The organism is Hyphomicrobium sp., assembly GCF_047600905.1.
Classification (GTDB): domain Bacteria; phylum Pseudomonadota; class Alphaproteobacteria; order Rhizobiales; family Hyphomicrobiaceae; genus Hyphomicrobium_B.
On the sequence record NZ_JASGKD010000001.1, the window covers coordinates 2901538 to 2927153 of the forward strand.

19 protein-coding genes, 1 tRNA gene and 1 pseudogene are annotated in these 25616 nt (G+C 60.9%); 5 read left to right on the forward strand and 16 right to left on the reverse strand.

The genetic code is table 11. The annotated features are described in order from the left end of the window. The first annotated feature begins 286 nt into the window (after nt 1-286). From QM780_RS13935 to prmB, 3 genes are all read left to right on the forward strand, one after another. Nucleotides 287-1654: a DUF2541 domain-containing protein gene (locus QM780_RS13935; RefSeq protein ID WP_415071054.1), complete on the forward strand. Its 1368-nt coding sequence runs from the start codon at nt 287-289 to the stop codon at nt 1652-1654. Nucleotides 1655-1891: 237 nt separating this feature from the next. Beyond that, nucleotides 1892-2995, forward strand: coding sequence for a fatty acid desaturase (locus tag QM780_RS13940; protein ID WP_415071055.1), 1104 nt, complete (start codon nt 1892-1894; stop codon nt 2993-2995). Between the two features lie 23 nt (nt 2996-3018). Continuing rightward, on the forward strand, nt 3019-3975 hold the full coding sequence (prmB, locus tag QM780_RS13945) for a 50S ribosomal protein L3 N(5)-glutamine methyltransferase (protein WP_415071056.1): 957 nt from the start codon (nt 3019-3021) through the stop codon (nt 3973-3975). Between the two features lie 8 nt (nt 3976-3983). On the opposite strand, the gene QM780_RS13950 is transcribed toward prmB, so the two are convergent. The 7 genes and pseudogenes from QM780_RS13950 to QM780_RS13980 all read right to left on the reverse strand — a co-directional run bounded on the left by QM780_RS13950 (nt 3984) and on the right by QM780_RS13980 (nt 12342). Continuing rightward, the gene (locus tag QM780_RS13950) at nt 3984-6833 is read right to left on the reverse strand and encodes a phosphoenolpyruvate carboxylase (RefSeq protein WP_415071057.1); all 2850 of its coding nucleotides are present in this window, start codon (nt 6831-6833) and stop codon (nt 3984-3986) included. A 103-nt stretch (nt 6834-6936) separates the two neighbouring features. After that, nucleotides 6937-7836, reverse strand: a complete 900-nt coding sequence (gene sucD / locus QM780_RS13955; RefSeq protein ID WP_415071058.1) for a succinate--CoA ligase subunit alpha — start codon at nt 7834-7836, stop codon at nt 6937-6939. An 18-nt stretch (nt 7837-7854) separates the two neighbouring features. After that, entirely contained in the window at nt 7855-9021 is a 1167-nt protein-coding gene (locus QM780_RS13960; protein WP_415071059.1) for a malate--CoA ligase subunit beta, read from the reverse strand. Nucleotides 9022-9064: 43 nt separating this feature from the next. Then, nucleotides 9065-10022, reverse strand: a pseudogene (locus QM780_RS13965) (HpcH/HpaI aldolase/citrate lyase family protein). Nucleotides 10023-10121: 99 nt separating this feature from the next. Continuing rightward, nucleotides 10122-11339: an aminotransferase class V-fold PLP-dependent enzyme gene (locus QM780_RS13970; protein ID WP_415071060.1), complete on the reverse strand. Its 1218-nt coding sequence runs from the start codon at nt 11337-11339 to the stop codon at nt 10122-10124. Between the two features lie 241 nt (nt 11340-11580). Beyond that, nucleotides 11581-12201 (reverse strand): response regulator transcription factor, encoded by a 621-nt coding sequence (locus tag QM780_RS13975; protein WP_415071061.1) that lies wholly within the window; start codon nt 12199-12201, stop codon nt 11581-11583. A 64-nt stretch (nt 12202-12265) separates the two neighbouring features. Further along, nucleotides 12266-12342 (reverse strand) — tRNA-Arg (locus tag QM780_RS13980). Between the two features lie 414 nt (nt 12343-12756). On the opposite strand from QM780_RS13980, the gene QM780_RS13985 reads away from it, so the two are divergent. Further along, nucleotides 12757-13665: a thermonuclease family protein gene (locus QM780_RS13985; protein ID WP_415071062.1), complete on the forward strand. Its 909-nt coding sequence runs from the start codon at nt 12757-12759 to the stop codon at nt 13663-13665. 31 nt (nt 13666-13696) lie between these two features. Here the strand turns inward: QM780_RS13985 and QM780_RS13990 are convergent, their stop codons facing one another. From QM780_RS13990 to QM780_RS14010, 5 genes are all read right to left on the reverse strand, one after another. Next, the gene (locus QM780_RS13990; RefSeq protein ID WP_415071063.1) at nt 13697-14722 is read right to left on the reverse strand and encodes a CarD family transcriptional regulator; all 1026 of its coding nucleotides are present in this window, start codon (nt 14720-14722) and stop codon (nt 13697-13699) included. Nucleotides 14723-15193: 471 nt separating this feature from the next. Further along, nucleotides 15194-15532 (reverse strand): ferredoxin FdxA, encoded by a 339-nt coding sequence (gene fdxA, locus QM780_RS13995; RefSeq protein WP_415071064.1) that lies wholly within the window; start codon nt 15530-15532, stop codon nt 15194-15196. A 118-nt stretch (nt 15533-15650) separates the two neighbouring features. Further along, entirely contained in the window at nt 15651-16103 is a 453-nt protein-coding gene (locus tag QM780_RS14000; RefSeq protein ID WP_415071065.1) for an RNA-binding S4 domain-containing protein, read from the reverse strand. Further along, nucleotides 16081-19260 (reverse strand): helicase-related protein, encoded by a 3180-nt coding sequence (locus QM780_RS14005; protein WP_415071066.1) that lies wholly within the window; start codon nt 19258-19260, stop codon nt 16081-16083. Before QM780_RS14005 ends, QM780_RS14000 begins: the two co-directional genes overlap by 23 nt. A 118-nt stretch (nt 19261-19378) precedes the next feature. Continuing rightward, on the reverse strand, nt 19379-20242 hold the full coding sequence (locus QM780_RS14010) for a DUF3108 domain-containing protein (protein WP_415071067.1): 864 nt from the start codon (nt 20240-20242) through the stop codon (nt 19379-19381). Nucleotides 20243-20502: 260 nt separating this feature from the next. On the opposite strand from QM780_RS14010, the gene rpmB reads away from it, so the two are divergent. After that, nucleotides 20503-20796, forward strand: a complete 294-nt coding sequence (rpmB, locus tag QM780_RS14015; protein ID WP_415071068.1) for a 50S ribosomal protein L28 — start codon at nt 20503-20505, stop codon at nt 20794-20796. A 22-nt stretch (nt 20797-20818) separates the two neighbouring features. On the opposite strand, the gene QM780_RS14020 is transcribed toward rpmB, so the two are convergent. The 4 genes from QM780_RS14020 to QM780_RS14035 all read right to left on the reverse strand — a co-directional run bounded on the left by QM780_RS14020 (nt 20819) and on the right by QM780_RS14035 (nt 25562). Continuing rightward, nucleotides 20819-21883, reverse strand: a complete 1065-nt coding sequence (locus QM780_RS14020; RefSeq protein ID WP_415071069.1) for an esterase-like activity of phytase family protein — start codon at nt 21881-21883, stop codon at nt 20819-20821. 32 nt (nt 21884-21915) lie between these two features. Beyond that, entirely contained in the window at nt 21916-23805 is a 1890-nt protein-coding gene (cobT, locus tag QM780_RS14025) for a cobaltochelatase subunit CobT (protein WP_415071070.1), read from the reverse strand. Between the two features lie 33 nt (nt 23806-23838). Further along, complete coding sequence (gene cobS, locus QM780_RS14030) at nt 23839-24840, reverse strand: cobaltochelatase subunit CobS (RefSeq protein WP_415071071.1); 1002 nt, start codon at nt 24838-24840, stop codon at nt 23839-23841. A gap of 95 nt (nt 24841-24935) precedes the next feature. Continuing rightward, nucleotides 24936-25562: a J domain-containing protein gene (locus QM780_RS14035; RefSeq protein ID WP_415071072.1), complete on the reverse strand. Its 627-nt coding sequence runs from the start codon at nt 25560-25562 to the stop codon at nt 24936-24938. Nucleotides 25563-25616: the final 54 nt, after the last annotated feature.

Here is a 25616-nt window from a genome sequence, read left to right on the forward strand (position 1 = left end):
TGATGCCTTCTGCGGTTCCTAACGCTGCCCGGTTCCGCATCGCTGAACGACCCGGAACCGGCCAAAAAAAATCCGTGCGCAGTCAAACGCGCACTGACCGAATTCCGATTCTTCTTTCATGCACACAAGTCTCGGAGAGATCAGCCATAAGTCTGTGTTGCAGATTCACACCATGATTTTTTCTGAACAGTCGAACCTTGGTCTCGGCGCTCCCTGTTTTGAAGAGCTGCCGCTAAAGTGCGCGCGTCTAGGGGCACGGGCGTTAGTAACCAGAGGGGTTAAGTTTATGTTGCGCAGACTGGTACTGGGGCTGTGCGCCATGCTGGCCACGGGCGTTGTGGCTTCGACAGGAGTCGGAACCGTTGCCGTCGTCGGAACGGCGGTGGGTGTCGCGGGCCTCGTGAGCAATGCGACGTCAGCGGATGCCCAGTCGTGGCGTCGTAGATATCATCGCTATCGGCATCGCTATCACTACCGACACGGCGACCAGCTCATTCTCATTGCCGAAACCGACGTCGATCTATCTCTCGATCGCTATACGATTGATGTGCGGCAAGCAAAAGGCGCCTACAAAGGCATTCGCATCAAAAATGCGATGGGCAGGTTGTTCGACGTTCGGCGCGTGCAAATCGTCTACAGCGACGGATCGGTGTGGAACGAAGATCGCCAGATCGACATGTATTGGGGCGAGCGCAGCAGGCCGATCAATCCGACCTACGAAAACAAGTTCATCGACCAGATCACGATCGAGCAGGTGCCTAATCCTGGACGCGGGCGGCTGCAGATCATCGGCATTCAGGATCGCGAAGGCCGGTCGATGGATCGGGGGGGACGTTCGGGTCCGCCAGATCGCTACGACAGGCCTAGCACGGGTGATTCCAGCATTTCGGTGCGTCCGACCGTGCCCGTCGCCACGCCGACGACCCCTGGCCAGCAGACGGCCGGCGGAGATGTGCTGTTTGGTGCGCAGTACGTCGGCTTCCTTACCGACCGTGACGTGATCCGCATCGGGCCGGAAATCGGAAAGTTTTCGAAGATCCGCCTGCGCGTTTTGGACAACGACATCCATATCAACGAGATGAAGATCGTCTATGCGAACGGCGAAAGCGACTCGCTGGCGATCAACGCCGATATTCCGAGGAATTCGCGCACCAATTGGATCGATCTTCGCGGTGACCGGTTCATCAAGGAGATCCAGCTCAGCTATCGGTCGCGCCCGAACTTCAACGGACAGGCGCGGGTCGAGGTTTTCGGCCGGTATGCACCGGGCTGGCTCGGACCGAACGGCGAAGGCCGCCGGTATAACCAGGGTTGGGTGCTGCTTGGCGCTCAGACGGCTGGCTTCATCGGCTTCGACAAGGATATCATTCCTGTCGGCAGCAACGAGGGCGGCTTCCGGCGCCTGCGGGTGACGGTCCGCGATCGCGCCATCACGCTTAACGAGATCAAGGTGGTCTATTCCGACGGCCAGGAAGAGACCGTTCCGATACGGACCCGCGTCGATGCGGGCGGCACGTTCGGACCGATCGATCTCAGAGGCGGACGGCGGCAGGCCATCGACCACATCGAAGCCAAGTACCGCTCGCGATTCTTCGACTCGTCGGCGAAGGGCAAGGGCTCTGCCATCGTCGAAATCTGGGGCCAGCATTACTAGGTTCGGATCGATGGTCGCTAAAGAGAGAATCAGGAGGGCCGGGCACAATCCGGCCCTCTTTTTTTCGCACCAATGCGCGCCGGCTCGGAAACACGCCGATTTTGCGCAGGAATCGCGTCGACGCGCGCGCTTATCCGCCTTAAATCGCGTCGACAGCGTTTCGCGACGTGCGACGAATGTGCTACGCGACGCCAACTCGTCGGCGGCTATCGATTCCACTTTTGGGGGACCAAAGCTTTGAACGTGAGCCTTAAGCAGCCGCTGCAGGCGGAGAGCCGCGCCAACATTCTGATGCGCGACAAGCAAACGGCTCAGCTTTCACCTTCGGATCTTCCCGAAACGCAAAAACAGCGCGTGCGGCGCCTCGCCGCTCACTGCCAGAAATATCGCGGGCCGGTCACGCGTCTGGCGATCCTGCAACTGTTCACGACATTGGTGCCGCTCGTTCTCATCGTCGGCGTAATGTTCGCGACGGTCGAGCACGCTTATTGGGCAACGCTGCTGCTCGCGCTTCCCGCCGCCGGTCTGCTCGTCCGCGCCTTCATCATTCAGCATGACTGCGGGCATGGCTCGTTTTTTGGATCGCGCGGGCTCAACGATTTCGTCGGCCGAGCGATGAGCGTTCTGACCCTTGCGCCCTATGGGTTGTGGCGCCGTGAGCATGCGCAGCATCACGCGACGTCGGGGAATCTCGACCGCCGCGGCGCGGGCGACATCAATACGATGACGGTCGAGGAATACGTGAAGCTGTCGCCCCTCGGAAAGCTTCGCTACCGGCTTTATCGCCATCCGCTGTTTCTCTTCGGCCTTGGGGTGCCGACCTACTTTCTTGTTCTTCAGCGCGTGCCCTGGTTTCATGCCCTGCCGCCCAAGGATGCGTGGAAAAGCGTGCTGGCTTTGAATGTCGGTCTCGTCGGGCTCTACGCACCACTTTGCTATTTTTTTGGCATCGCCAATGTCGTGTGGGTTGGATTGCCGGTATTACATCTTGCGGCCGCGACCGGCGGCTGGCTGTTCTTCATTCAGCACCAGTTCGAGGAGACGACCTGGGACAAGGCTGAAGGCTGGGATTTCCAAGTCGCCGCTCTGCTCGGTTCTTCGTATTATGAATTGCCAAAGACGCTCAACTGGTTCACCGGCAACATCGGGCTGCACCACATTCATCACCTCAACAGCATGATTCCGAATTACCGGCTCATGGCCTGCCTCAACGCCAGCCCGGAACTGCAATCAATCAACCGTTTGACGTTACGCGACAGCCTGCGGTGTGCCCGGCTCAAGCTGTGGGACGAGGACGGCCGCCGTCTCATCGGCTTCGACGAACTTCCTGCGACGGCCTGAACTCCATTGTCGGTGGCGCCGGTATGAGCGAAGACAATGGCCGCGCGCCGACAGACGAACTGATAACGATCCGGGATTGGCTGAGATTTGCCGTAACCTCGATGACGCGTGCCGGCCTGGTGTTCGGGCACGGCACGACGAATGCCGTCGATGAAGCTGCGTTTCTTATTCTCGCGACGCTCGACCTTCCCATCGAAGACATCAATCCCTGGCTCGATTGCCGGCTGACCGCTGCCGAACGCGACAATGTCGAGTTCGTGATTTCAACGCGCATCGAGACGCGCAAGCCAGCAGCTTACATCACCAACTCGGCGTACATCCGCGGTCACAAGTTCTACGTCGACGAACGCGTGATCGTGCCTCGGTCGTTCATCGGGGAACTGATCGTGCAGGATCATCTGGCGCCGATCGTCCCGGACGACCTCGCCGTCCGCCGCGTGCTCGATCTGTGCACCGGGTCCGGCTGCCTTGCCATTCTCGCGGCGGAGGCGTTTCCCAACGCTGTCGTCGATGCGAGCGATATTTCCGACGATGCGCTTGCAGTGGCGCAACGAAATATTCGCGATTGCGGCCTGGAAAAGCGCGTCCGCACGTTCAAGGCGGATCTTTTCAGTGGGCTTTCCGCAACCGAATACGATCTCATCATCTCGAACCCGCCTTATGTCACGGCGGATGCGGTCGCAGCGTTCCCCGCGGAGTACCAAGCAGAACCGAAGATCGCGCATCTGGGCGGCACGGACGGCCTCGATCTTGTCCGTCGGATCCTCAGCGACGCGCCCGCCTATCTCGCGCCGAAGGGAAGCCTTATCGTCGAAATCGGGGACGGCCAGAGCGCGCTTGAAGCGTCGAGGCCCGATTTGCCGTTTCTGTGGCTCGATACCGAAATGAGCAAAGGCGAGGTGTTCGCGCTCTTCGCCGAGGACTTCAAACCCGCTGATGCGGACAGCGGGCGAAAGCGACAAGGATCGCCTCGCCGCTGATATGAGCGTCAGCCAAAGGCGCCGAAATGATGTGAAATGCCGGTGCCGATCTCGCGAACAAATTCATAGGCAATTTCCATCGGCGTCAAAATTTCCGTTTCCAGGCGCGCATAATCGTCAATGCCACGCGGGCGGTAGCTGGCCTGCTCGTCGAAGGATTTCGCAGCCAGGTTTTTCTCGTCGTGCGGGAATGCCTTGCGCAGAATGTTCAGGACTTCGGGAATTTCCAGGCTCAGCGCCATCTCGAGCACCTGCGCATGCGACAGGCCATCCTGGGGCGCAAAGCGCGGCAGCTGTGCTGCCAGGATGAAGATGCGCATGATCAGAGCAAGGCGGATCGCCTGAAGAAGATCAAGCTCGAGACGGTTTTCATCCGGCACCATGCCATCCTCGATATTCAAATCGGCGAGGATGGCATGCAGATCGATGGCGTCGAGGCGCAACAAATGGACGAGCTCGGAAATGTCGCCGTGGCGTTCGTCGGGTAAAAGATGCGTTGCAAGCGTCCGGAAGGCGCTGTTCAACGCTTGCTCACGTCCCCACGACGCACGCGACGCCCAAAGGCCGGCGTTGAACACCTGGGCGTTGGCGGCCATTGCATTGAGGCTCGACATGGTCTTGCCGTGGGCGATCATGGCGAGCAGCGACTGCAGCCGCTTCGATGACTTGGCCAGTTTATAGAAGCGATCGCGATCGGCGCCGACGGCCGTGCCAAGGCCCGCGACGACGTTGGCGATATAGCCGAACTGCTGAAGGATGGCGTTGTTCGGAATGGCGCGCATGCGCGCAGGGTTGCCGCGATCGGAGGCGTGCTCGCCCTGCCGTTTCACCGGCCGCGAGCCGGTCTTGAAGAGCAGGTTCGGACCGAAGGCACCAAGCACGGCGCGATAGCCGTCGTGCGCAAACAGATCCTGCTGGAAAGCCCGAAGACGCAGGAAGAAATCGAAACTGAAATCCTGCGCCGAATAGAACGGATCCTTTTCAGCGGGCGGAATTTCGCCGTCCATCACGATCGTCGCCAACGCGCGGGTTGTCAGCGCGCGGTTGCCGAAAAAGACGTAGCCGTCGCCGCCCTGGAAGCTCGTTTCGTGCTTGACGGGAATGCTCGCTGCGCCGAAGCGGCGACGCGCCTCGTTCGTCATGACGTAGTGCAGTCGGCGATAGAGAGTGCCCGGATGAGCACCACGTCCCATCGACTCGCCATGCGTTGAAAACAAAAGCGTCTCGATGCCTTCGAGCTTGGCGCCATCGACGAGTGCGGCGAGCGCCTTGTAATAGCGCTCGACGGCGAGCGTCGCCGAGATCTGACCGATGAAGCGGCCGGCGTCGGAAAAGCCGGTTTGGATGCTGATGCGTTTCCGACCCTTGACGTAGTCGCGATAGGTTTCCTCTTCGACCAGCCGCTCCATAATGCGGGCGCCGTTTTCCAGGCCCGTCGGAGTTTCGAAGAGCGGGGAAATATCGGTGATGTGATCGACGCCGAAGAGCTTTGCAAAGAACACCGCGATCAGCACGGTAGCGGGAGATTCGCATTCGGCGATAAGGAAACGGATCGGTGTTTCCTTATCGACGTGCTTCATGATTTGCGCGGTCAGCGCGAACTGCCGGATCGCCGTTGCCGATTCAAGATCGAGGGTCGCGAAGTTGACGGTTTCGCGCGGCGTATTCCTGATCATCTCGACGATGCGAGCGAGCGACTGGCTTTCGGTCAGGTCGCGCGTCCACGGCTCGTGCACGTAGGCGCGGAAGGCGTTGTGCAACTGCAGAGCGTTGATGCGCAGGTGAATGTGCGACATGCCGAGGCCTGTCGCCTCGACGAGACCGGCGAGCGCGGCTGTCGCCCGCTTCATTTGCGGCGCCTGAACGACATCGATCAGATTGTTGAAGAGCGTCTGAAGCGGCTCGACCGTCAGCAGGTTGTAGCCGTCGGTCTTGGTGATGATGTTGGCTGCCTTCGCCAGACCTTCGGTGTCGTTGGTGAAGCTTTCCAGCGCTTTCAGCTGTTCATCGACCGCCGCGATGGCGAGATCGAGCTTGCCGACGATCTGGCGGGCCACGCGCTGCGCGGCATCGCCACTTTCGAGCTTGTGCTTCAGGACGACGAAGCGCTCGCGAATGTCGGCAAGGGCGGCACGCTTTTCGCGCAGGCGGACTTCGAACGAAAAGGTCCAGGCGATGTCGGTGCGGCCATCGAGATCGTAGCCTACCCAGGACGCAAATGTCGTCAGCTTGGGACGCACTTTGAATGCGGCGTCGCCAAACTTCTGAGATGCGACGCTGTAGAAGCCGTGCAGCAGCTCTTCGTAAGCGTTGCGCAGATTGCGGATCGCGTCCTGAGCGCACTTGTGCTCATGGTGGAGCGTCAGCTTGTCCTCGGGACGGTGGGGCAAGCCGATCGTCACGTCGGCATTGGGATCGGCGACCGCGATATCGACCATGCGCCGATAAAGCGCGTCGGAGAGACCGAAAGTGGGATGGGCCGTCAAAACAATGCCCGTGCGCGCGCGCGACCAGCGCTCGGCGAAGGCCTGAAGGTTATTGCCGGTCTCCGACACGGTCTTTTCGACGTAGGCGGTGAAATCCTTGAGCGTGGTCGCCTGGTCGACGTAACCGATCTTGTCGCGAAGGCCCCTGGCACGGCGGACGAAGGCGCGATCCATCAAGCGGCCGGCGAGGCTCTTTACTTCATCGAATGACACATCGTTCGACTCGAGCCGGCGCGAAAGGTCGAACGCGACGTTCAAAATCGGATTGAGCGAAGGGTTGTCAGGGATTTGCGTTCTGAGACGCTTCAGCTCGTTGATCAGCTCGGTTTCGTCGAGTTTGGTCGAGCCGACAGCGGGCGTCGTATCCTGCATCACCAAGGCTCCATGTCCCGAGAAGGGGACAGACTTCTCATGCAAATCGTAATGTAGCGAGCGAGCGGCCGGAGGCAAAGCGCCCTCCGGCCGCGAACCGAACTCAAGCGACCTTGCGCATCTGCCCGAGGACCTGGGCAATCGTCGAGCCCATCTCGGAAGGCGTCGGCGCAATCGTGACGCCGCAGCCTTTGAGAATCTCGACCTTTTCCGAGGCCGATTCGCCAAATGCCGAAACGATGGCGCCGGCGTGACCCATGCGTCGACCCTTCGGAGCCGATAAGCCTGCGATGTAAGCGATCACCGGTTTCTTCATGTGCTCCTTGGCGAACATGCCGGCCTCCGCTTCCTGCGGACCGCCGATTTCGCCGATCATCAAGACGGCATCGGTCTCGGGATCCTTCTCGAAGGCTTCGAGAATGTCGCGATGCGAAGAGCCGTTGATCGGATCGCCGCCGATGCCGACGGAGGTCGAAACGCCGATACCGAGCGACTTCATCTGCGCTGCGGCCTCGTAGCCAAGCGTGCCGGAGCGACCGACGATGCCGACGCGGCCGGGCAGGTAGATATGACCCGGCATGATGCCGAGCATCGCCTTGCCGGGCGAGATCGTGCCCGCGCAGTTCGGGCCGGTCAGAACCATGCGGTTCTCTTTCTTGTAGCGACGCATGTAGCGCTTCACGCGGATCATATCCTGCGCGGGAATGCCGTCGGTGATGCAGACGCAGTATTTGATGCCGGCATCGGCTGCTTCCATGATCGCGTCGGCCGCGAACGGCGGCGGCACGAATACGATCGAGGCTTCGGCGCCGGTTTCATCGACCGCGCCCTTGACGGTGTTGAACACCGGACGGCCGAGGTGGGAGGTGCCGCCCTTGCCGGGCGTGACGCCGCCGACGACGTTGGAGCCGTAGTCGATCATTTCCTGGGCGTGAAAGGTGCCGATGCGTCCGGTGAAGCCCTGGATCAGGATCGGCGTCTTTTCATTGATAAAGATTGCCATTGGTGCGTTTCTCCGGATTTAGGCTGCTTTTTTGGCTGCTTCGACCGCTTTTTTTGCCGCTTCCGCCAGCGTATCCGCACTGATGACGGTAAGACCGCTGGTGTCGATGATCTTGCGCCCTTCCTCGACGTTGGTTCCGGCGAGGCGAACGACAATCGGCATCGTGATGTTCAATTCCTTGACGGCATCGACGACGCCTTTAGCGACCCAATCGCAGCGATTGATGCCGGCGAAGACGTTGACGAGGATGGCGCGAACGTTCTTGTCGCGCAGGACGGCGCGGAAGGATTTCGTCACGCGCTCCGGCGAAGCGCCGCCGCCGATGTCGAGGAAGTTCGCCGGCTCACCGCCAGCAAGCTTGATCATATCGAGGGTTGCCATTGCGAGACCCGCGCCGTTGACGATGCAGCCGATATCGCCGTCGAGGCCGACATAAGACAAACCACGATCGGAGGCGTAGGTTTCGCGCGGATCTTCCTGGCTCTTGTCGCGCAGCTCTGCGATGTGCGGGCGACGGAAAAGAGCATTCTCGTCGAACGACATCTTGGCGTCGAGCGCGACGACCTGCTTCTCCTTGGTGATGACGAGAGGGTTGATTTCGACCATCATCGCATCGAGGTCGCGGAAGGCGCGATAGCAGCCCATGATCGCCGGAACGAGCTTGTTGACGATCTCAGGATCGACACCAAGGCCGAATGCCAACTCGCGAGCCTGGAACTGCTGCATGCCGACCGCCGGATCGACGGTAACGCGGATGATCGTGTCGGGCTGCGTGGCGGAGATCTCTTCGATATCCATGCCGCCGGCGGCCGAGGCGACGACGACGATACGTTCGGTGGCGCGGTCCATCACGAAGCCCAAATAGATCTCGCGATCGATGTTGGTTGCTTCTTCGATGTAGAGGCGCGAGACCAGCTTGCCGGACGGTCCCGTCTGATTGGTGACAAGCTTGCGACCGAGCATCGATTCGGCTGCTTCCTCGATCTCACGCTCGTTGCGGCACAGCTTGACGCCGCCGGCCTTGCCACGCGCACCGGAATGGATCTGCGCCTTGACGACGACAGTGCCGCCAAGCTCGCTGGCGCGATAGGTCGCCTGTTCGGGGCTATAAGCCAGTCCGCCGCGCGGAATCGGCACGCCAAACTTCGTGAGAAGCTCTTTTGCCTGGTATTCGTGAATGTCCATTATTGGACCTCCCTAGGATTATCCGACGTTTCCTGGCCGTTTATTATTTCGCCCGCGCGGCTTCAGCCGCCTTGATCGCGGCGGCAGTCACAAGCAGGTTTTTCGCCATCTTCTCAGATGCAGCGTCAATCATCTTGCCGTCGAGCGACGCGGCGCCCTTGCCTTGGGCCTCAGCTTCCTTGAGAGCGACGAGAATACGCTCGGCGCGCTCGACTTCCTTGGCCGTCGGCGAATAGATCTCGTTGGCAAGTTCGATCTGCGAGGGATGAATGGCCCACTTGCCTTCCATGCCAAGAGCCGCGCCGCGGCGAGCTGCTGCCTTGTAGCCTTCCGGATCGTCGATGCCGCCGAACGGTCCGTCAATGGGACGAAGGCCGTAAGCGCGGCAGGCAACCGTCATGCGCGACAGCGGGAAGTGCCACTGATCGCCGGGGTAGTCGGGGTTCAAGCCGCCGATGACGACGGTGCGTGCTTTGTTGAACGCCGAATAGTCGGCGACGCCGAAGTGCATCGATTCCAAGCGGCTCGGAGTTCGAGGCAATCGCCTCGACGTTGGCCATGCCGAGCGGCGTTTCGATCAGCGCTTCAGTACCGATCTGGTTCTTCAGCCCCTTGGCGACTTCGATCTGGCTGACGATGCATTCAACGGTGTAGACGTCGGCCGGAACGCCGACCTTCGGAATGAGGATGGTGTCGAGCTTGGCACCGGCCTGCTCGCAGATGTCGACGACATCGCGATACATGTAGTGGGTGTCGAGACCGTTGATACGAACGGAAACGCTTTTGCCGGCTGCTTTCCAATCGAGATCGTTCAGCGCCTGGATGATGTTCTTACGGGCCTGCTCTTTTTCCGGCGGGGCGACGGCGTCTTCGCAATCGAGGAAGACGTAGTCGGCTGCGCTCTTGATGGCGCGATCGATCATGCTCGGATTGGAGCCCGGAACCGCGAGATAGGAGCGCTGCAATCTCTGTTTGCGGAGCGGGAACTGCGAGAAGCTCATTGGGAGTTGCCTTCCTAGGATACGTGTTTTTGTTTTCGGGTCACAAAGGCTCAGAACGGTAAGTGCCCGGCCCTTTCATCAGAGCCAGGCACTTTTTGCTTATGCGGCTTTCGCAGCAGGCTGAGCCGGGCTCGTCGCCGATTTCGTTGCGGTCTTGGAGAAGTATTCGGCTGCAGCACCCGTGCCCGATCCGAGCTTGATGTTGATGCCCGTGTCCTTCAGCGCCATCTCGACAGCGAAGAGAACGCCGCCGATCATGAACTCGTCGAGCGCACCGAGGTGGCCGATGCGGAAGACCTTGCCGGCGACCTTGTTGAGACCGGTTCCGAGCGACGTGTTGTAGCGGTAGTAAGCCGTCTTCAAGACAGCGTTGGCGTCGAAGCCTTCCGGAACCAGAATTGCCGATACGGTGTCGGAGTGCCACTTGGGTTCCTTGGCGCAGAGCTTCAGACCCCAGGCATCGACGGCGTGACGGACGCCCGTCGCCAAGCGATGATGGCGGGCGATGACGTTGTCGAGGCCTTCAGCAAAGATCAGATCGAGCGAGGCGCGGAGCCCGCGGATCAACTGCGTTGCAGGGGTGTAAGGGAAGTAGCCAAGATCATTCGTCTTGATCATGTCTTCCCACGAGAAGAAGCAACGGTTCATGCGGCCGTTGACGCTCTTGTTGACGTCGAGCGCCTTCTGGCTGACGGCGAGAATGCCGAGACCAGTCGGAAGCATGAAGCCTTTCTGCGAACCAGAGACGCATGCGTCGACGCCCCATTCGCCCATGCGCATGTCGAGCGAGCCAACGGACGACACGCCGTCGACGAACAGAAGTGCGGGGTGCTTGGCGGCATCGAGCGCCTTGCGGACGCCGGCGATGTCGGAAGAAACGCCTGTCGCCGTTTCGTTATGCGTGGCGAAAACGGCCTTGATCTCGTGGTTCTTGTCCTTGGCAAGAATGTCCGCATACTTCTCGAGCGGAACGCCCGTGCCCCACTCTTCGTCGCAGAGCTCGACCTTGAGGCCGAGGCGTTCAGCCATATCGACCCAGAGAAGCGAGAACTGGCCAAAGCGGCTCATCAGAACTTTGTCGCCGGGGGCGAGCGTGTTCTCGATTGCGGATTCCCATGCGCCGGTTCCCGATGAGGGGAAGATAAATACGCGACCGTCTTTCATCTTGAAGACCTTCTTCAGGTCTTCGAACACCGGCAGCGTGAACTTAGGAAATTCCGGCGAGCGCATGTCTTCCATCGGAAGGTTCATGGCCATGCGGACTTTGTCCGGAATCGTGGTCGGGCCGGGAATGAAAAGATGAGGCGTAACGGTCATTGAAGCGTTCCTCCGCGCTGCGTTGAGCCAAGCCGACGATCCCCGATACAGCGGGGGAAACGTTTTGGCGTGCTTTTGCTGATCCACCCGCCCGATCGCAGATGCGGGCGTCCGGTCTTAACTAGCAGGCGGACAGTGATGGTGGGAACGAGAATCTATCAACACCCTGTTGGGCAGATCGAGCTACCCACCCAGTCGTGCTTTGGTGCCGACATTCGCGCTGGATCAGATGTCTCGCTTGCTAGGACTCGGAACGGTTAACGGAGACATGCAGCGCAACAGCCATGGCGCGATTCGAGACACCGAGTTTATCGTATAAATTTTTCAGATGATATTTCACCGTGTTGCGCGAAATTCCCGTGCGCGCTGCGATTTGAAGGTTGGTCCAGCCGTTCGCTAGTGCAGCAAGCAACTCGCGCTCGCGCGCCGTCAATCCTTCGAGCGGGTCGTGATTCAAAAGATCGATATCGACATATGGCAGCGACAAGCGGCCACGCGCGACCGAAACGACCGCTTCGAGCAGAACCTGCGGATCTTCAGTCTTCGAGACGAAACCCCAGGCGCCGCCTTTGATGGCTTGCCGAAGCACGTCATTGGAACGTTCGCCGGTGTAGATGATGACGCGCGTCTGCCACTTCTCTTGTTTCACGCGCTGAAGCACTGCGCCGCCGTTGATATCGGGGAGCGTCCAGCCGACAACGGCGATCTCGACGGGCTTCTGTCTCAGCGCGTTGATCAGCGCTTCGCCGGTCGGATAAACTCCGCACACGTTGAAGCGTCCATCGCGCTCGATCAGAGCGTCGAGGCCCGCGCGTACGACCGGATTTTGATCGGCGATCGTGACCTCGATCTTGGCGGCCATCCGCGTGAAGCTCTCCTTAAACACTGACGGCGGCTAAACGAGCGCTAACGGCCCGCCCGAACGCTGGCGACCCCGGCAGGATTTGAACCTGCGACCTACGGTTTAGGAAACCGTTGCTCTATCCAGCTGAGCTACGGGGCCCGCTTCGGCCTTTCGGCCGCGACTCGTCAGATCGATTTCCCGCATCGATCGCGGGCGTCAAGAGCTATGAGGTTAGTGTCGGCGGAGGTCAAGCACGGCCCCGTTCGGCTTATGGCCTGCGAACATGTTTTGGTGACGCAATTCGTGCGAGCGAAGCCATTGGATTGCATAGACTCTTGCGTGCCAAATATTCTAGCATCTACTTTTGGTTGAATTATGCTTTAATTCAGGATAATGGATTGACCGCCGCGAGCGGGCAGGCGGCTGAAAGGCCAAAGCGGGGCCTGTATTGAGGGCCGCTCGCGGCAATTCCGTCCGGCTCATGCACTCGCTTCTTAGGCCCGCTCCACGTTAGGCTGGCTTCGCGGTCCACTGGTCTTGGTGAAGCAGGATGGGTGTGGTGTCTGTTGGGGCATGACAGGGCAACGGCGGCGGGTGACATCTGGCGTGGTGGGACTTCTTGCTCCCTTTGCGGCGGCGGCTGAAACGGTCAATGCGCCCTCGCAATGCACGCTCGACCCTGGCCCAATTCGGACCGTCACCCGGGTCGTCGATGGCGAAACGCTTGTGCTCGATGACGGCAAGGTCGTCAGGCTGATCGGCGCACTTTCGCCCAGGGCACGCGATGCCGACGCCGCCGCAGGCGCTTGGCCGCCGGAAACGGAGACGATAAGAGCGCTGTCGGATTTCGTATTAGCGAAGCGGGTGAAACTCGCCTTTTCCGGCAGGAAGGTCGACCGATACGGACGCTCCCTGGCGCAAGTCTTCGTCCTCGATCATGGCCGCGAAGAGTGGCTGCAGGGCAGGTTGCTTGCGGGCGGCTTCGCGCGAGCTTACGGACTGCCTGAGAGCTTTGCGTGCGCGCACGAGCTCATGGCGCACGAAGCGGAAGCGCGGCGCCAGAGGCTCGGTTTGTGGAGCAACGGCATCTATCGCACGCGCCCTGCCGATCATCCCGGCGAGTTGATGAGGGAGCGCGGAAAGTACGAGCGCGTTATGGGTACGATCGTTTCGGTGGGACGAACGAAAGGCGCGACCTATCTGAATTTCAGCAGCGACTGGCGCACAGATTTCACGGCGCGCATCGATAAGAAAGTGCTAGCCGCCAATCCCGAATTCGACAAGTCGCTCGATGGGCTCGCAAACAAGACCGTTATCGTTCGCGGCTGGATCGAACGTCGCAACGGTCCGTTGATCGACATCGCCGATCCCTCACAGGTCGAGGCACCGGACGAAGCACCACCGACCGAAGCCCCAAAAGAGGTGCGCCCGGCCCCGCCGGAAGGTGCGGAACCGAGCGCTGTAAATCTCAAATCTCTTTAGCGGATTCGCGAACCAATTGTCGCGAACGCGATCAGGCCGCTTCCTCTTCGACCGGCGCTTCGGTTTCCGTCAGGCGACGGCCTTTGGCGCTTTTCGAGAGAATGTCGGTGATGCGCTGGACGGCGCCGCGCTCGTCGAGCTTTTCGACGGCAGCGAGTTCGCGGGCCATGCGATCGAGCGCGTCCTCATAGAGCTGGCGCTCCGAATAGGACTGCTCGGGCTGGGCCTCGGAGCGATAAAGATCGCGCACCACTTCCGCGATCGAGATCAGGTCGCCCGAATTGATCTTGGCGACGTACTCCTGAGCGCGGCGGCTCCACATCGTACGCTTGATGCGGGCGCGGCCCTTGAGCGTCTCCATGGCCTTTTTGACGAGACCTTCGTCGGCGAGCTTGCGCATTCCAACGCTCGCCAGCTTGCCGGTCGGGACGCGCAGCGTCAGCTTCTCCTTGTCGAAGGTGATGACAAAGAGTTCGAGCGCCATACCGGCGATTTCCTGCTCCTCGATGCCGACGATACGGCCGACGCCATGAGCGGGATAGACGATGAATTCATTGGCCTTGAAGCCGTGACGCTGATTGACCGGCTTCTTCTGCACCGCCAAAATCTGACGTGCGGCGGCGGCCTTGTCGGCAGCTTCCTTCTGAGCCGGCTGCTGTGCTGCGGATACAGGCGCCGAAATTTTCTGGTTAGCCGCCTTGTGGGCGTTGGCCGGCACAGCGACTGTGCGCTGCGGAGCAGCGGCGGCAAGCTTGGCGTTGAGCTGAGCAGCGGCAGCCTGCGGCGTAATCGGCGTGGCGCCGACCGGCTTCTTCGCGACAGGCGCGGCTTCGGCCTTGGCGACCGGCTTCGATGTGGCGGGCGTTGGCTTTTTGTTGGCGACTTTCGGAGCGGGTTGAGCGACCTTCGCCTTCACAGGCGCTTCGACCTTTGCCTTGGCAGCCGGCTTCGCCACCTTGTTGGCAGCGGCGGTAACCTTCAAGGGCATCGATTTACGCGCGGAGGCACTTTTCGCTGCGGACTTAGGGCTGACCGGAGCTTTTTTCTTTTGAGCCATATCGATCTCTCACTCTCGCATACAGGGCTGTGCCGGTGATGACCGGCTTCGCCGTCTGACCGCCCCCGGGGGAGGACGGAGCATCGAGCCGCGGGCCGAACAATACCCGAACGGCACGCGCGCATTGATCCGAGCCTCGCCCTTTACGAGAGGCCGTCCCCTGCGCGCTCACTTTTGGCCTAGCTTTGCAAATCCCGTCCGACTCTGAATTGGCCCTGTGACGCCCCATAACGTCTTATTGGTTGCTGCCCTTCAAAGCTGGGCAACCCCCTTTTGTTCGCGGCCGTTCCGGATTTGTGCAGACTTAACGCCATCGCAACTGACACTAACACAGTCTTGACGGTAATTGAAGGGTGGGGTTCTGAGACAATCTCGACGAGATTAAGACGACCTTTAAATTACCGCGCCAAACCAACAGCTTAAGTAAGAACTGCCGTAACAGACTTCAAGACCTACGGCGCGGACGCAATATCAATCCCCGGATCCGGGATTAGGCGAAAAATACTTCTCAAACTTGTCCGCCTCATCCTTAACGGCGTCGGCGTCGGGGAGGGCCGCCTTTTTGGCGGTGATATTGGGCCAGACCTCTGCATACTGGCGGTTGAGTTCCATCCACTTTTCCACGTTAGGTTCAGTATCGGGCTTGATGGCATCGGCCGGACATTCGGGCTCGCAGACGCCGCAATCGATACACTCGTCAGGATGGATGACGAGCATGTTCTCGCCCTCATAGAAACAGTCGACGGGGCAGACCTCGACGCAATCGGTGTATTTGCACTTGATGCATTTCTCGTTGACGACGTAGGTCATTCAAATTCCCGGTTCTCGAAGCGGCGATGCTCGATCGAATCAGCCGCCAAATATAAGCGCTCGTTCGAGCGGCGCCCTTATTACCATAGGCCTTGCCGCTGCCTAGGTGGACCGGGCGTCACAGTTCATCACGTCCTCTTAACTTGTCAGTCGCGCGCCGGTCCCTTTTTGTCGGGCGGCCGCTGCCCTCAAGCCGGGCTGCGGGGCGGCCACTGAAGGCAATCTCGCCCTCCAGCGCCGAGACGCCCGAAGCCGGTTTTTGAGGCTTCGGCGTCAGGTCACGGTAGAGCAATTGCGCCTCTGAGGCCGGACCACGACGGGCGCCGATGCCAAGGACTTCAATACTTATCACGCGCGGACCGAGGGAGAGCGTCAGGACGTCGCCCGCGCGAACGTTGAGGCTCGCCTTTTCGATCTTCACCCGGTTGACGCGGACCTTGCCACGTTCGATCAGGGCCTGCGCCAGCGTTCGCGACTTGGCGATCCGGGCAAACCAAAGCCATTGATCGATGCGCTGCAACAGCGCGCGATCGGACTCTGGCACGGTGTCAGGTCGACCCGGAGCCTTCACTCCGTTTCTCCATCTGGGCTTTGAGGGCCGCGAGCGCCGCAAATGGCGATGAGGAGTTGCCGGCGGCAGACTTCGGCGGCGCGGCCGTGATCAGCTGGGGCGAGCGGCGCTCGTCGCGGCGCCGTCCGTCGTCACGGCGGCCCTTGCGATCGTCATCGCGGTGGCGGCCTCCGTCATCCTTGCGGTCGTGCCGGCGGTGATCGCCGTTGCGGCCTTCGGCCCTGCGATGATCGTCACGGCGATCGCGGTGTTGGTGTTGTTGGCGATCAGATCGCTGACCGCTTTCCGCGGAACCTGACGCGGGCGCGTCGACGGTCGTTGCGGCCGCTGCGGGAGACGGCGTCGCTTCCGGCGCAGGCGCCTGCTGAGGACGATCGCCGCGCTGGTGAGGCCGGTGACGACCATGTCCGCGATCGCGGCGCTGACCGTCGCGCTGCTGATTGTCCCGGCGTTCCGGTCGATGGTGACGGCGCGGACGCCAAATTTCCTCGAATTGCGGTTCAGCGGGCGTCGCAGCTTCAATCGCCTCAGCCGTCGGCGCCGGAGTTTCGATCGCGGCCGGTGCGGCCACTACTTCTTCGGACGGGCCCGTCGTGGTCGCGACAGAAGCGTCGTCGACTGTCGTGCCGGCGACAGCGGCTTCAGCGGGCGGTCCTGCTTCCGGCGGCATCTCGGCATCGACAGGGCTCGGAGCGGGAGCCGCGGCCGGCATCGCGATCGGGCGCCTTTCGAGGCGGAAGCCCAAAGCTTTCAAGACCTCGCCCAATTCCTCCGCCGAGCAGCCGAGAATGGACATCATGTCGTCAGTTGCGCGGAAGCCGCCGTCGCCGGTCGAGCCCTTCGGCGGTGTATCCGTTTTTCCTGGCCCCGACCGCCAGGCGAGCAACGGGCGGATCAGATCGGCGAGGCGCTCGAGGATGTCGAGACGAATTGCGCGAGGACCGCAGACGTGGAAGCCGTGAGCCCGATAAAGCGCTTCGGGCGTTGCCGGATCGACGACCACCGACGTCAGCCCAGGGCGGGGCAATTGCGGCGTGGCGCCGTTCGATGGCGGATTTTTCAGAAGCCAGAGCGTCGCCGCAAGATCGGCGGGCGCAGGCTTCAGCATGATCGGGAAGAAGATGTTGAAGGCACCGAAGCGAAGGCCGAATTTGCGCAACTCGGCGCGGGCCGCCTGATCGAGTGCGTTGATGTCGTCGGCAACGACCTCGCGCTTCAGAGCGCCGAGACCTTCCTTCAGTTGGAAGGCAATACCGCGCGCGAGGCCCTGAAGTTCAGCGCTCTTCGACATCTCGACGAGTGGCTTCAGCTTGTCGGCGATCGTGTCATCTATCCAGGTCTTGATGCGCGCCTGAACTTTCTCGCGATCAGATTCGCTCATTGTCTCGTCGGCGATCAAGGTCACGCCGGGCTGAAGCGGATCTTCCGCCCGATCGAGCTTGGCGATCTCGTCGTCTCTCCAGACGATGGCGCCGTTTCGCATGAGTTTGAACGCATCGTTCTGTGCGGCAGCGACGCGGCGCGCGCGCATGCCCAATTCGCGCGTCACGACTTGCATCGCGGCCTGGCGCGTCGCCTTTTCATGAATACCGTCGGCAGCAGAATCCATCGTGAAGCGGAAGCCCTTGAGCTTTCCGACGAAGTGATTTTCGACCGTTATGGCGCCGTCGTCGGCGATGTCGGCGGTCAGTTCGTCTTTGTCTCGCATGCCTTTCATCAGAGCGCTGGTCCGGCGATCCACGAACCTTTGAGTGAGGCGTTCGTGAAGTGCGTCGGAGAGACTATCTTCAATGGCGCGCGTCCGCTCCTGCCAATGCTCCGGATCTTTGAGCCAGTCCGGGCGATTGGCAACGAAAGTCCAGGTGCGAATGTGCGCGATGCGGGTGGCGAGCGTGTCGATATCACCGTCGGTGCGGTCGGCCAATGAAACTTGCTTGGAAAACCAGTCCTCGGGAATGCGGTTATCGCCGTTCGTCAAATGCTTGTAGAGGCTCGAAACGAGCTCTGCATGACTTTGGCCGGAGATCTTGCGATAGTCGGGAAGCTGGCAGACATCCCAAAGCAGTTCGACGCGCGCCCGGTTGCTGGCGATGTCGGCAATCTCGCGATCGGCGGTGAGCGCTTCGAGCGCGGCCACATCGTCGGCCGTGCGGACGCGGGTCAAACGCTGCTCGCGCGGAAATTCCCGCAGCGATGCGTGAAGCGCATCGAGTGAAGAAAAATCGAGTGAACGATTGCGCCATTGCAGCGTGCGCACGCTGTCGAAGCTGTGCGTTTCGAGACGCTCGACGAGATCTGAATCAAGAGGTTCGGCGCCGCCCGTAACCCCAAACGTGCCATCATTCATGTGCCGACCGGCGCGGCCGGCAATCTGGCCGATCTCGCCGGGCGTCAGATTGCGGTGGTTGTAGCCATCGAACTTGCGCAGCGCCGAGAAGGCGACGTGATCGACATCGAGATTGAGGCCCATGCCGATGGCATCGGTCGCGACCAGGAATTCGACGTCGCCCGACTGATAAAGCGCGACCTGGGCGTTGCGCGTGCGCGGCGAAAGCGCGCCGAGCACGACGGCTGCGCCACCGCGCTGGCGGCGGATCAACTCGGCGACGGCGTAAACTTCCTGCGCGGAAAAGGCGACGATGGCGGAGCGCGCCGGCAAGCGCGTGATCTTCTTCTCGCCGCTGTAGGTCAATTTCGACAAGCGCGGCCGCGAAATGAAGTTGGCGCCGGGGATCAGATCATTGATGGCTTCGCGCATCGTCTGGGCACCGAGCAAGAGCGTCTCGGAGCGGCCGCGCGCATGCAGCAGGCGATCGGTGAAAACGTGGCCACGATCGGGATCGCCACAGAGCTGGATTTCGTCGATCGCGAGGAAATCGACGTCGATGTCGCGCGGCATGGCTTCGACGGTCGAGACCCAATAGCGGGCGCGCTCGGGCTTGATCTTTTCCTCGCCGGTGATCAGGGCGACTTTCTCGGCGCCGACGCGCTGCTTGATGCGGTCATAGACTTCGCGCGCGAGGAGGCGCAGCGGAAGGCCGATCATGCCGCTTTCGTGGCCGAGCATCCGCTCGATGGCGAGATGTGTCTTGCCGGTATTGGTGGGTCCGAGCACCGCGGTGACGTTTCGGATGCGGGCTTCCAGATCACTTGCCATGTCGTGCATTTGACTCCGATCGAGCCCTGGCATTGCAGACGAGGGCTTAGAGATCAAGGATTATTCGGTTCGCGGACAAAGTGTTCGCGCCGCTGCAAGGGCTCGCGTGCGGCGCGTATCACTGCTTCAACGCGATCTGCTGGTTGTTGGCTGCCGTGATGTTAATGGTATCGGCGGTCATCACGGCGGAGCCAATCGGCGATGGAATTGTTACCCGATATGGCACATAAATTCCGGCTTTTGGAACGGCCCTAAGGGCAAATTCGATGTTGTTGTAGTCGATCCAGGGGTCGACGAAATCCTTCGGCTTATGGCCGGCGATCGGGACATATTTGACGCGGCAGACGATGAGTTCCTTCGGCTGGCCCGAAGGGTAGCGCTCAGTCAGAGGCTCGCGGGCCTTGAACGAGAAGTGCAAATCGTAGCGCTGCTTGCCGTCGAACACTGGTATCACGCGGTTGCAGGCGTCGGACGGCCGGGCGTCCGATACCGTGATCATCGCCGCCATCGGGTCGAAGACGTTCTTCAGATTTTCCGGTTTCAGCTTGATTGCTTCGGGCGAGGGAGGCTTGTTAGGAACGAGGGCCACCGAGGACACCGTCCGGCCCGCGAATCCGATTTTCACCGACACAAACTTCTTCTTTTTTTTGTAGCTCATCTCGAAGGTGGCTGGGCGGAGGCCCGCAGCTTCGAGAGCGCCGCTGCCGGAGAAATTTCCCGCCCACTTGAAGGCGCCGAAGAGAGCCGAAACTTCGGCCTTGCTGACGGCGGAATAAGCGCCATTGGCGAAATGGCCGTCGAAACGATAGGTGCCGACCTCGAAGCCATTGAAAGACAGCTTATAAACTGCGGAAAGCTGGCTCGGCCACGCCGTATCCAGTGCCGCCGCGCGCTCGGACGGCCAGGCCACAGTGGCAGCAGCAACGACGACAAGGCCACGGACAATGCTCCGCCCCCGCGCACCGGCTCCCAAATTTGCCATGGCTATCCCTGCTTGCCCCGTCCGCGCCCGGCATTGAGTTAGCCCGGCTTTACGACGATTCTTGGACCTTGGGCCGCCGACCGGGGACCTCCGGGCGGCCTAGAACGGCCATCGCCCCGTCTTGACGGGCCTCGGCCATGTCAATTATACAGCAGCCGAAATCCCCGTAGGCTCCGCTTGCGGGGTACTATTTTTTGCTGAAACAGCAAGTTTTCGATCAGACCGCCTCCATTTCGAGGGGTGCGGCATAGGAGAGTGTTATGACCAGGCGCTGTGAGCTGACGGGGACTTTACCCCTTTCGGGCCAACTCAGGAGCCACGCCGAAAACAAGACGAAGCGCAAGTTTCGTCCGAATCTCTGCAACGTCACGCTGCTCAGCGACGTTCTCGGCCGGAAGGTTCGCCTGCGCGTTTCGGCACGCGCGCTCAAGTCCGTCGAACATCGTGGCGGCCTCGATGCATTCCTTCTCAAGGCCAACAACGACGAACTATCGGCGGCGTGCCTGAAGCTCAAGCGTGAGATTCAGAAGGCTCAGGCTTCGAAGGCGGCCTGATCCCGTTCGAAGTTTCGCGATCTCATTCAAGCCCGGTGGCCTGGTTGGGCAGCCGGGCTTTCGCTTGCCCGGCATCCTTCAGCAGGAACTGCAGCAAGAGCGTGCGCTGGATGACGTGATTGAAGTTGTCATCCGAGATCATCGTGATGAGCACGGCGCCGGATTTCAACCGGGTGGCCGCGAGCCCCTCCATATTGTCGATGTTGTCGTTCATGTCGGCTTCGATAAGCGTTTCACCATCGAGCGTGCGGTCTGGTCCCAGCGCATCCGGCGCGATACGCAGCAGGCGCATCTTTACGCCTTCGAGCCAGCGAAAGCGGCGCTCCAATACGAACAGCGTCCCGTCATCGAGGCTCGCAATATCGGTTACATCGAAGTCCCCGACGTTTTTCAGATGGATCGTGTGCGGACCGTTTGCGGTCCACAGCCAACCTGTGTGGTTGCGCGACAGATTATAGAGCCGTTCTGAAAAGGCAATCGGATGGCCTTTGAACGGGCCGCCCTTCAGCACGGTCAGCGCTTCGAAGCCCTGATTTGAGCGCATCTTCTTGGCGGCGGCGGGAATTTTGAGGCCGCCCCGATCGACCGTTATGCCGTTGAGCGTGAGATCGTAGCGCTCGATGCGATGCCGGCCTTCGAAGCCGATCAGAAGAGAGCCCTGCCGCAGTGTTCCGCTTTCGAGGGCGATCGATTCTGAATCGCGGCCGCGTGCGCGAGCAATGGGCCTACCGGATCGATCGAGCAGCGGGCCGAGGTGAGCGTCGGCGATACCTGTAGGACGGGCGCCGGAATAGGTCAGGTCGCCGGTCATCCAAACTCCGGTGTCGGAGAGCGCGACGAAGGATTTGGCGTCGTCGGCGAGCAGGAGCCCTGACCAGCCGCCAAAGAACGGCGATGAAGACTTCAGAACGAGGCCGCCTAGAAACTGCAGCTTGCCGAGCGCGCGCTCGGGTCCGCCTCTCGAGAACGTGGAGATCGGCTGCGCCTCGACCGTTATCGGCGCCGCTTTCAAACTGGAAATGTCAGGCTTTTCATCTGCGAAGGACCCGTTCGCGCAGATGCCGACGAGGGCGATCGCGCAAGCCAATCGTCGACAAAAAATCGCTGGCAAATGAAGCCTCAATGGCTGCGACTGGACTTCCGGCCAGCGGCGGCCTTGTCGGCCTGGTGCTGTTCTTCGAAAAGCTCAACGAGTTTTTCGGTCATGGCGCCGGCAAGCTCGGAAGCGTCGGTGATGGTGACAGCGCGTTGATAATAGCGCGTCACGTCGTGGCCGATACCGATGGCGATCAGTTCCACCGGCGAGCGATTTTCGATCTCGTGAATGACCTGACGCAAATGCTGCTCGAGGTAGCTGCCGGAGTTTACCGACAAGGTTGAATCGTCGACGGGCGCACCGTCCGATATCATCATCAAAATGCGGCGCTGCTCGGGCCGATTGACGAGGCGGGAATGCGCCCATGCCAGCGCTTCGCCGTCGATGTTTTCCTTGAGCAATCCTTCGCGCATCATCAAGGCGAGCGAATTCTTGGAGCGGCGCCATGGCGCGTCGGCCGTCTTGTAGATGATGTGACGGAGATCGTTCAGACGGCCAGGCGCCGGCGGCTTGCCGGCTGCGAGCCATTCCTCGCGCGACTGACCGCCCTTCCAGGCTTTGGTCGTGAAGCCCAGGATCTCGACCTTGACGCCGCAGCGTTCGAGCGTTCGCGCAAGAATGTCAGCGCAGCAGGCTGCGACCATAATCGGCCGGCCGCGCATCGAGCCTGAGTTGTCGAGCAGCAGCGTCACCACGGTATCGCGGAAATCGGTATCGCGCTCGCGCTTGAAGGAAAGCGCTCCGGTAGGGTCGGTGATGATGCGAGTCAGACGGGCGGCGTCGAGCTGGCCTTCTTCAAGGTCGAAATCCCAGCCGCGGTTCTGTTGCGCCAGAAGCTTGCGCTGAAGCTTGTTCGCGAGCTTGGCGACGGCGGCGGAAAGTGTCTTCAGCTCCTTGTCGAGGAAGGCGCGAAGACGTTCCAATTCTTCGGGCGTTGAAAGCTCCTCGGCGCCGACCTCTTCGTCGTGGGCGCGTGTGAAAACCTTGTAGCCAAAGGCCTCGGGATTATCGAGAACCGTCATGTTCGGACGCCAGGGAGCGGGCGTCTCTTCGTCGTTCATCTCGCCGTCGTCGAGGTCCTGGGGCTCTGTCGAGCCCAATTCCATGGTTTCCTCGGTTTCGGACAGATCTCCTTCCGATTGCTGCTCCTCGCTTTCCTGGTCCTGACCGTCGGTCGCTTCCTCGCTCTGCTCGTCGGACTCTTCCGAACCGCCCTCGGCGGCGCCTTCTTCGTTTTCTTCTTCGTCTTCGTTGGGCTGCGGCTGATCGCTCTGATCGACCATTTCCAGAATCTTCAGAAGATCGCGGATCTGGCGGCCGAATTGCTCCTGGTTTTCCGAAAGTGTCTCGAGCCTGTTCAGAAGCTTGCCGCCGCGCGACTCGATCAGCGAGCGCCAGACGTCGACGAGGCCTTTAGTCGACGGCGGAGGCGTCTGGCCCGTCAGACGTTCGCGGATGAGAAGTGCGAGCGCGTCTTCGAGCGGCGCTTCGGCACGCGTTGCGACCGAGCGAAAGCGGCCGTGGCTGTACTGATCTTCAAGGCGGGCCGTGAGGTTCGCCGCCATGCCGGGCATGCGGGCGGAGCCAACGCCTTCGATGCGGGCGCGCTCGGCGGCTTCGAAGACGGCGCGCGCCGGTCCGGCAGGAGGCGCGATGCGGCGATGGAGCTTGGCGTCGTGACAGCCGACGCGCAGAGCGAGACTGTCGGCCCAGCCACGTGCGAGAGCGATGTCCTTGGCGGAAGGGGCTCGCGGCAGATCGGGGAGATGGACGGCGTTGCCGGAGACGTCACCCTTTCCCGGGCCGAAATCGACCTCAAGCTCGCCGTCGCCCGCAATGGCGCGCACCGCCGGCGCCAGCACGCGCTTCAACGGTTCGGACGGCGCTTCGCGGCGTTTGGTGGTGGAACTCATATACGGCCCATCTCGCGGCCCCGGTCGATCAGATCAGCTCAATGCGACGTTGGCTGTGCTTTCAGGAAGCTCTTCGCCGAAGCACCGCTGATAGAACTCGGCGACAAGCGGCTTTTCGAGATCATCGCACTTGTTCAGGAACGTGACGCGGAACGCAAAGCCGATGTCACCGAAGATCTCGGCGTTCTCGGCCCAGGTGATGACCGTGCGCGGGCTCATCACGGTCGAAAGATCGCCGTTGATGAAGGCGGAGCGGGTGAGATCGGCGACGCGAACCATGTGCGAGACCTGCTTGCGCTTGGCGTCGGTCTTGGCAAAAGACTTCACCTTCGCGAGGACGATCTTGGCTTCGTCGTCGTGCGGCAGATAGTTCAGCGTCGCAACGATCGACCAGCGGTCCATCTGGCCCTGGTTGATCTGCTGCGTGCCGTGATAGAGGCCGGACGTATCGCCGAGGCCGATGGTGTTCGTCGTCGAGAACAGGCGAAAAGCCGGATGCGGACGGATGACCTTGGACTGATCGAGAAGGGTCAGCTTGCCCGAAACTTCCAGCACGCGCTGGATGACGAACATGACGTCCGGCCGGCCGGCGTCGTATTCGTCGAAAACCAACGCGATGTTGTTCTGAAGCGCCCAAGGAAGAATGCCTTCCTTGAATTCGGTGATCTGCTTGCCGTCCTTCAGCACGATCGCGTCCTTGCCGACGAGATCGATGCGCGAGACGTGGCTGTCGAGATTGACGCGAACGCAGGGCCAATTGAGGCGCGCGGCGACCTGTTCGATGTGGGTCGACTTGCCGGTGCCATGATAGCCCTGGATCATGACGCGGCGGTTGTGCTTGAAGCCGGCAAGGATCGCCAGCGTGACGTCGCGATTGAAAAGATAATCGGGATCGGTATCCGGTACGTGATCGTCCGGCTTCGAGTAAGCGGGAACTTCGAGATCGCTATCGATGCCGAAGACTTGGCGAACGGACAATTTCATGTCCGGAAGATTGGCGGCGGCCGCGCCGTTCGCGCTGGTAGACGTGCGCATTTCCATTGGATTCCCGATCGGATCGCCGAGCTGCCGCTAAAACCTCGAACAGGGGCAACTCTTTCGGCGCATTCCTGTTTCAGAGGCTTGGAGGATTAAGCCAGGCCAGATTGCTTTAAATAGTTATAGGCTTGCAGGATTTCGCGCAACTTTTCCTCAGACCTGCTATCCCCGCCGTTGGCATCGGGATGGTGAATTTTCACGAGTTCCTTAAACCTGGTCTTGATCTCTTCGCGGCCGGCATCGTCGCCAAGATCGAGGACGCGAAGCGATTTGCGCTCGAGCGGCTTCAACTGACGGCGGAACGTCGGCGCGGTTGCCGTCCGAGACGAGCGCACTTTGCGCGCCATGCGCTCGGTGCCTGCCTTGACGCGAGCAGCGGCGTCAGCGTCCTGCGAACCGTCGCGCGTGCCGTGCGCCCAGGCGTTTGCGCCTGTTTTCCAGGTCGGGCGATGTCCGGTCATCGCGTCCTTGCGGAAGCTTGAGACTTCCGCGTCGCTCATGCCGTCAAAATAATTGTAGTCCTGATTGTATTGGCGGACATGCTCGATGCAGAAATGAAAATATTCGCCGTCGCGGCCCCGGCCCTTTGGAGCCTTGTGCGCGCCTGGCTTATCGCAGCCCTTCCACTGGCAGAGAGGCGCACGCGTTTCGGCTTTGGCGCTTTGCTGGCGCTTGGACGAGACGCGAATGCTATCGAAAAATTTTGAATCCAGCTTCATCGCAGAATTATGAGGGTTGGAACGCGCCGAAACAAGGCGGCAAGAAAACGCTTG

Excerpts from the sequence above, each read along its gene's own strand:
- QM780_RS13935 (WP_415071054.1), top strand. The coding sequence starts at position 287 with ATGTTGCGCAGACTGGTACTGGGGCTGTGCGCCATGCTGGCCACGGGC.
- prmB (WP_415071056.1), top strand. The coding sequence starts at position 3,019 with ATGAGCGAAGACAATGGCCGCGCGCCGACAGACGAACTGATAACGATC.
- QM780_RS13950 (WP_415071057.1), bottom strand. The coding sequence starts at position 6,833 with ATGCAGGATACGACGCCCGCTGTCGGCTCGACCAAACTCGACGAAACC.
- sucD (WP_415071058.1), bottom strand. The coding sequence starts at position 7,836 with ATGGCAATCTTTATCAATGAAAAGACGCCGATCCTGATCCAGGGCTTC.
- QM780_RS13960 (WP_415071059.1), bottom strand. The coding sequence starts at position 9,021 with ATGGACATTCACGAATACCAGGCAAAAGAGCTTCTCACGAAGTTTGGC.
- QM780_RS13970 (WP_415071060.1), bottom strand. The coding sequence starts at position 11,339 with ATGACCGTTACGCCTCATCTTTTCATTCCCGGCCCGACCACGATTCCG.
- QM780_RS13975 (WP_415071061.1), bottom strand. The coding sequence starts at position 12,201 with ATGGCCGCCAAGATCGAGGTCACGATCGCCGATCAAAATCCGGTCGTA.
- QM780_RS13985 (WP_415071062.1), top strand. The coding sequence starts at position 12,757 with ATGACAGGGCAACGGCGGCGGGTGACATCTGGCGTGGTGGGACTTCTT.
- QM780_RS13990 (WP_415071063.1), bottom strand. The coding sequence starts at position 14,722 with ATGGCTCAAAAGAAAAAAGCTCCGGTCAGCCCTAAGTCCGCAGCGAAA.
- fdxA (WP_415071064.1), bottom strand. The coding sequence starts at position 15,532 with ATGACCTACGTCGTCAACGAGAAATGCATCAAGTGCAAATACACCGAT.
- QM780_RS14005 (WP_415071066.1), bottom strand. The coding sequence starts at position 19,260 with ATGGCAAGTGATCTGGAAGCCCGCATCCGAAACGTCACCGCGGTGCTC.
- QM780_RS14010 (WP_415071067.1), bottom strand. The coding sequence starts at position 20,242 with ATGGCAAATTTGGGAGCCGGTGCGCGGGGGCGGAGCATTGTCCGTGGC.
- rpmB (WP_415071068.1), top strand. The coding sequence starts at position 20,503 with ATGACCAGGCGCTGTGAGCTGACGGGGACTTTACCCCTTTCGGGCCAA.
- cobT (WP_415071070.1), bottom strand. The coding sequence starts at position 23,805 with ATGAGTTCCACCACCAAACGCCGCGAAGCGCCGTCCGAACCGTTGAAG.
- cobS (WP_415071071.1), bottom strand. The coding sequence starts at position 24,840 with ATGCGCACGTCTACCAGCGCGAACGGCGCGGCCGCCGCCAATCTTCCG.
- QM780_RS14035 (WP_415071072.1), bottom strand. The coding sequence starts at position 25,562 with ATGAAGCTGGATTCAAAATTTTTCGATAGCATTCGCGTCTCGTCCAAG.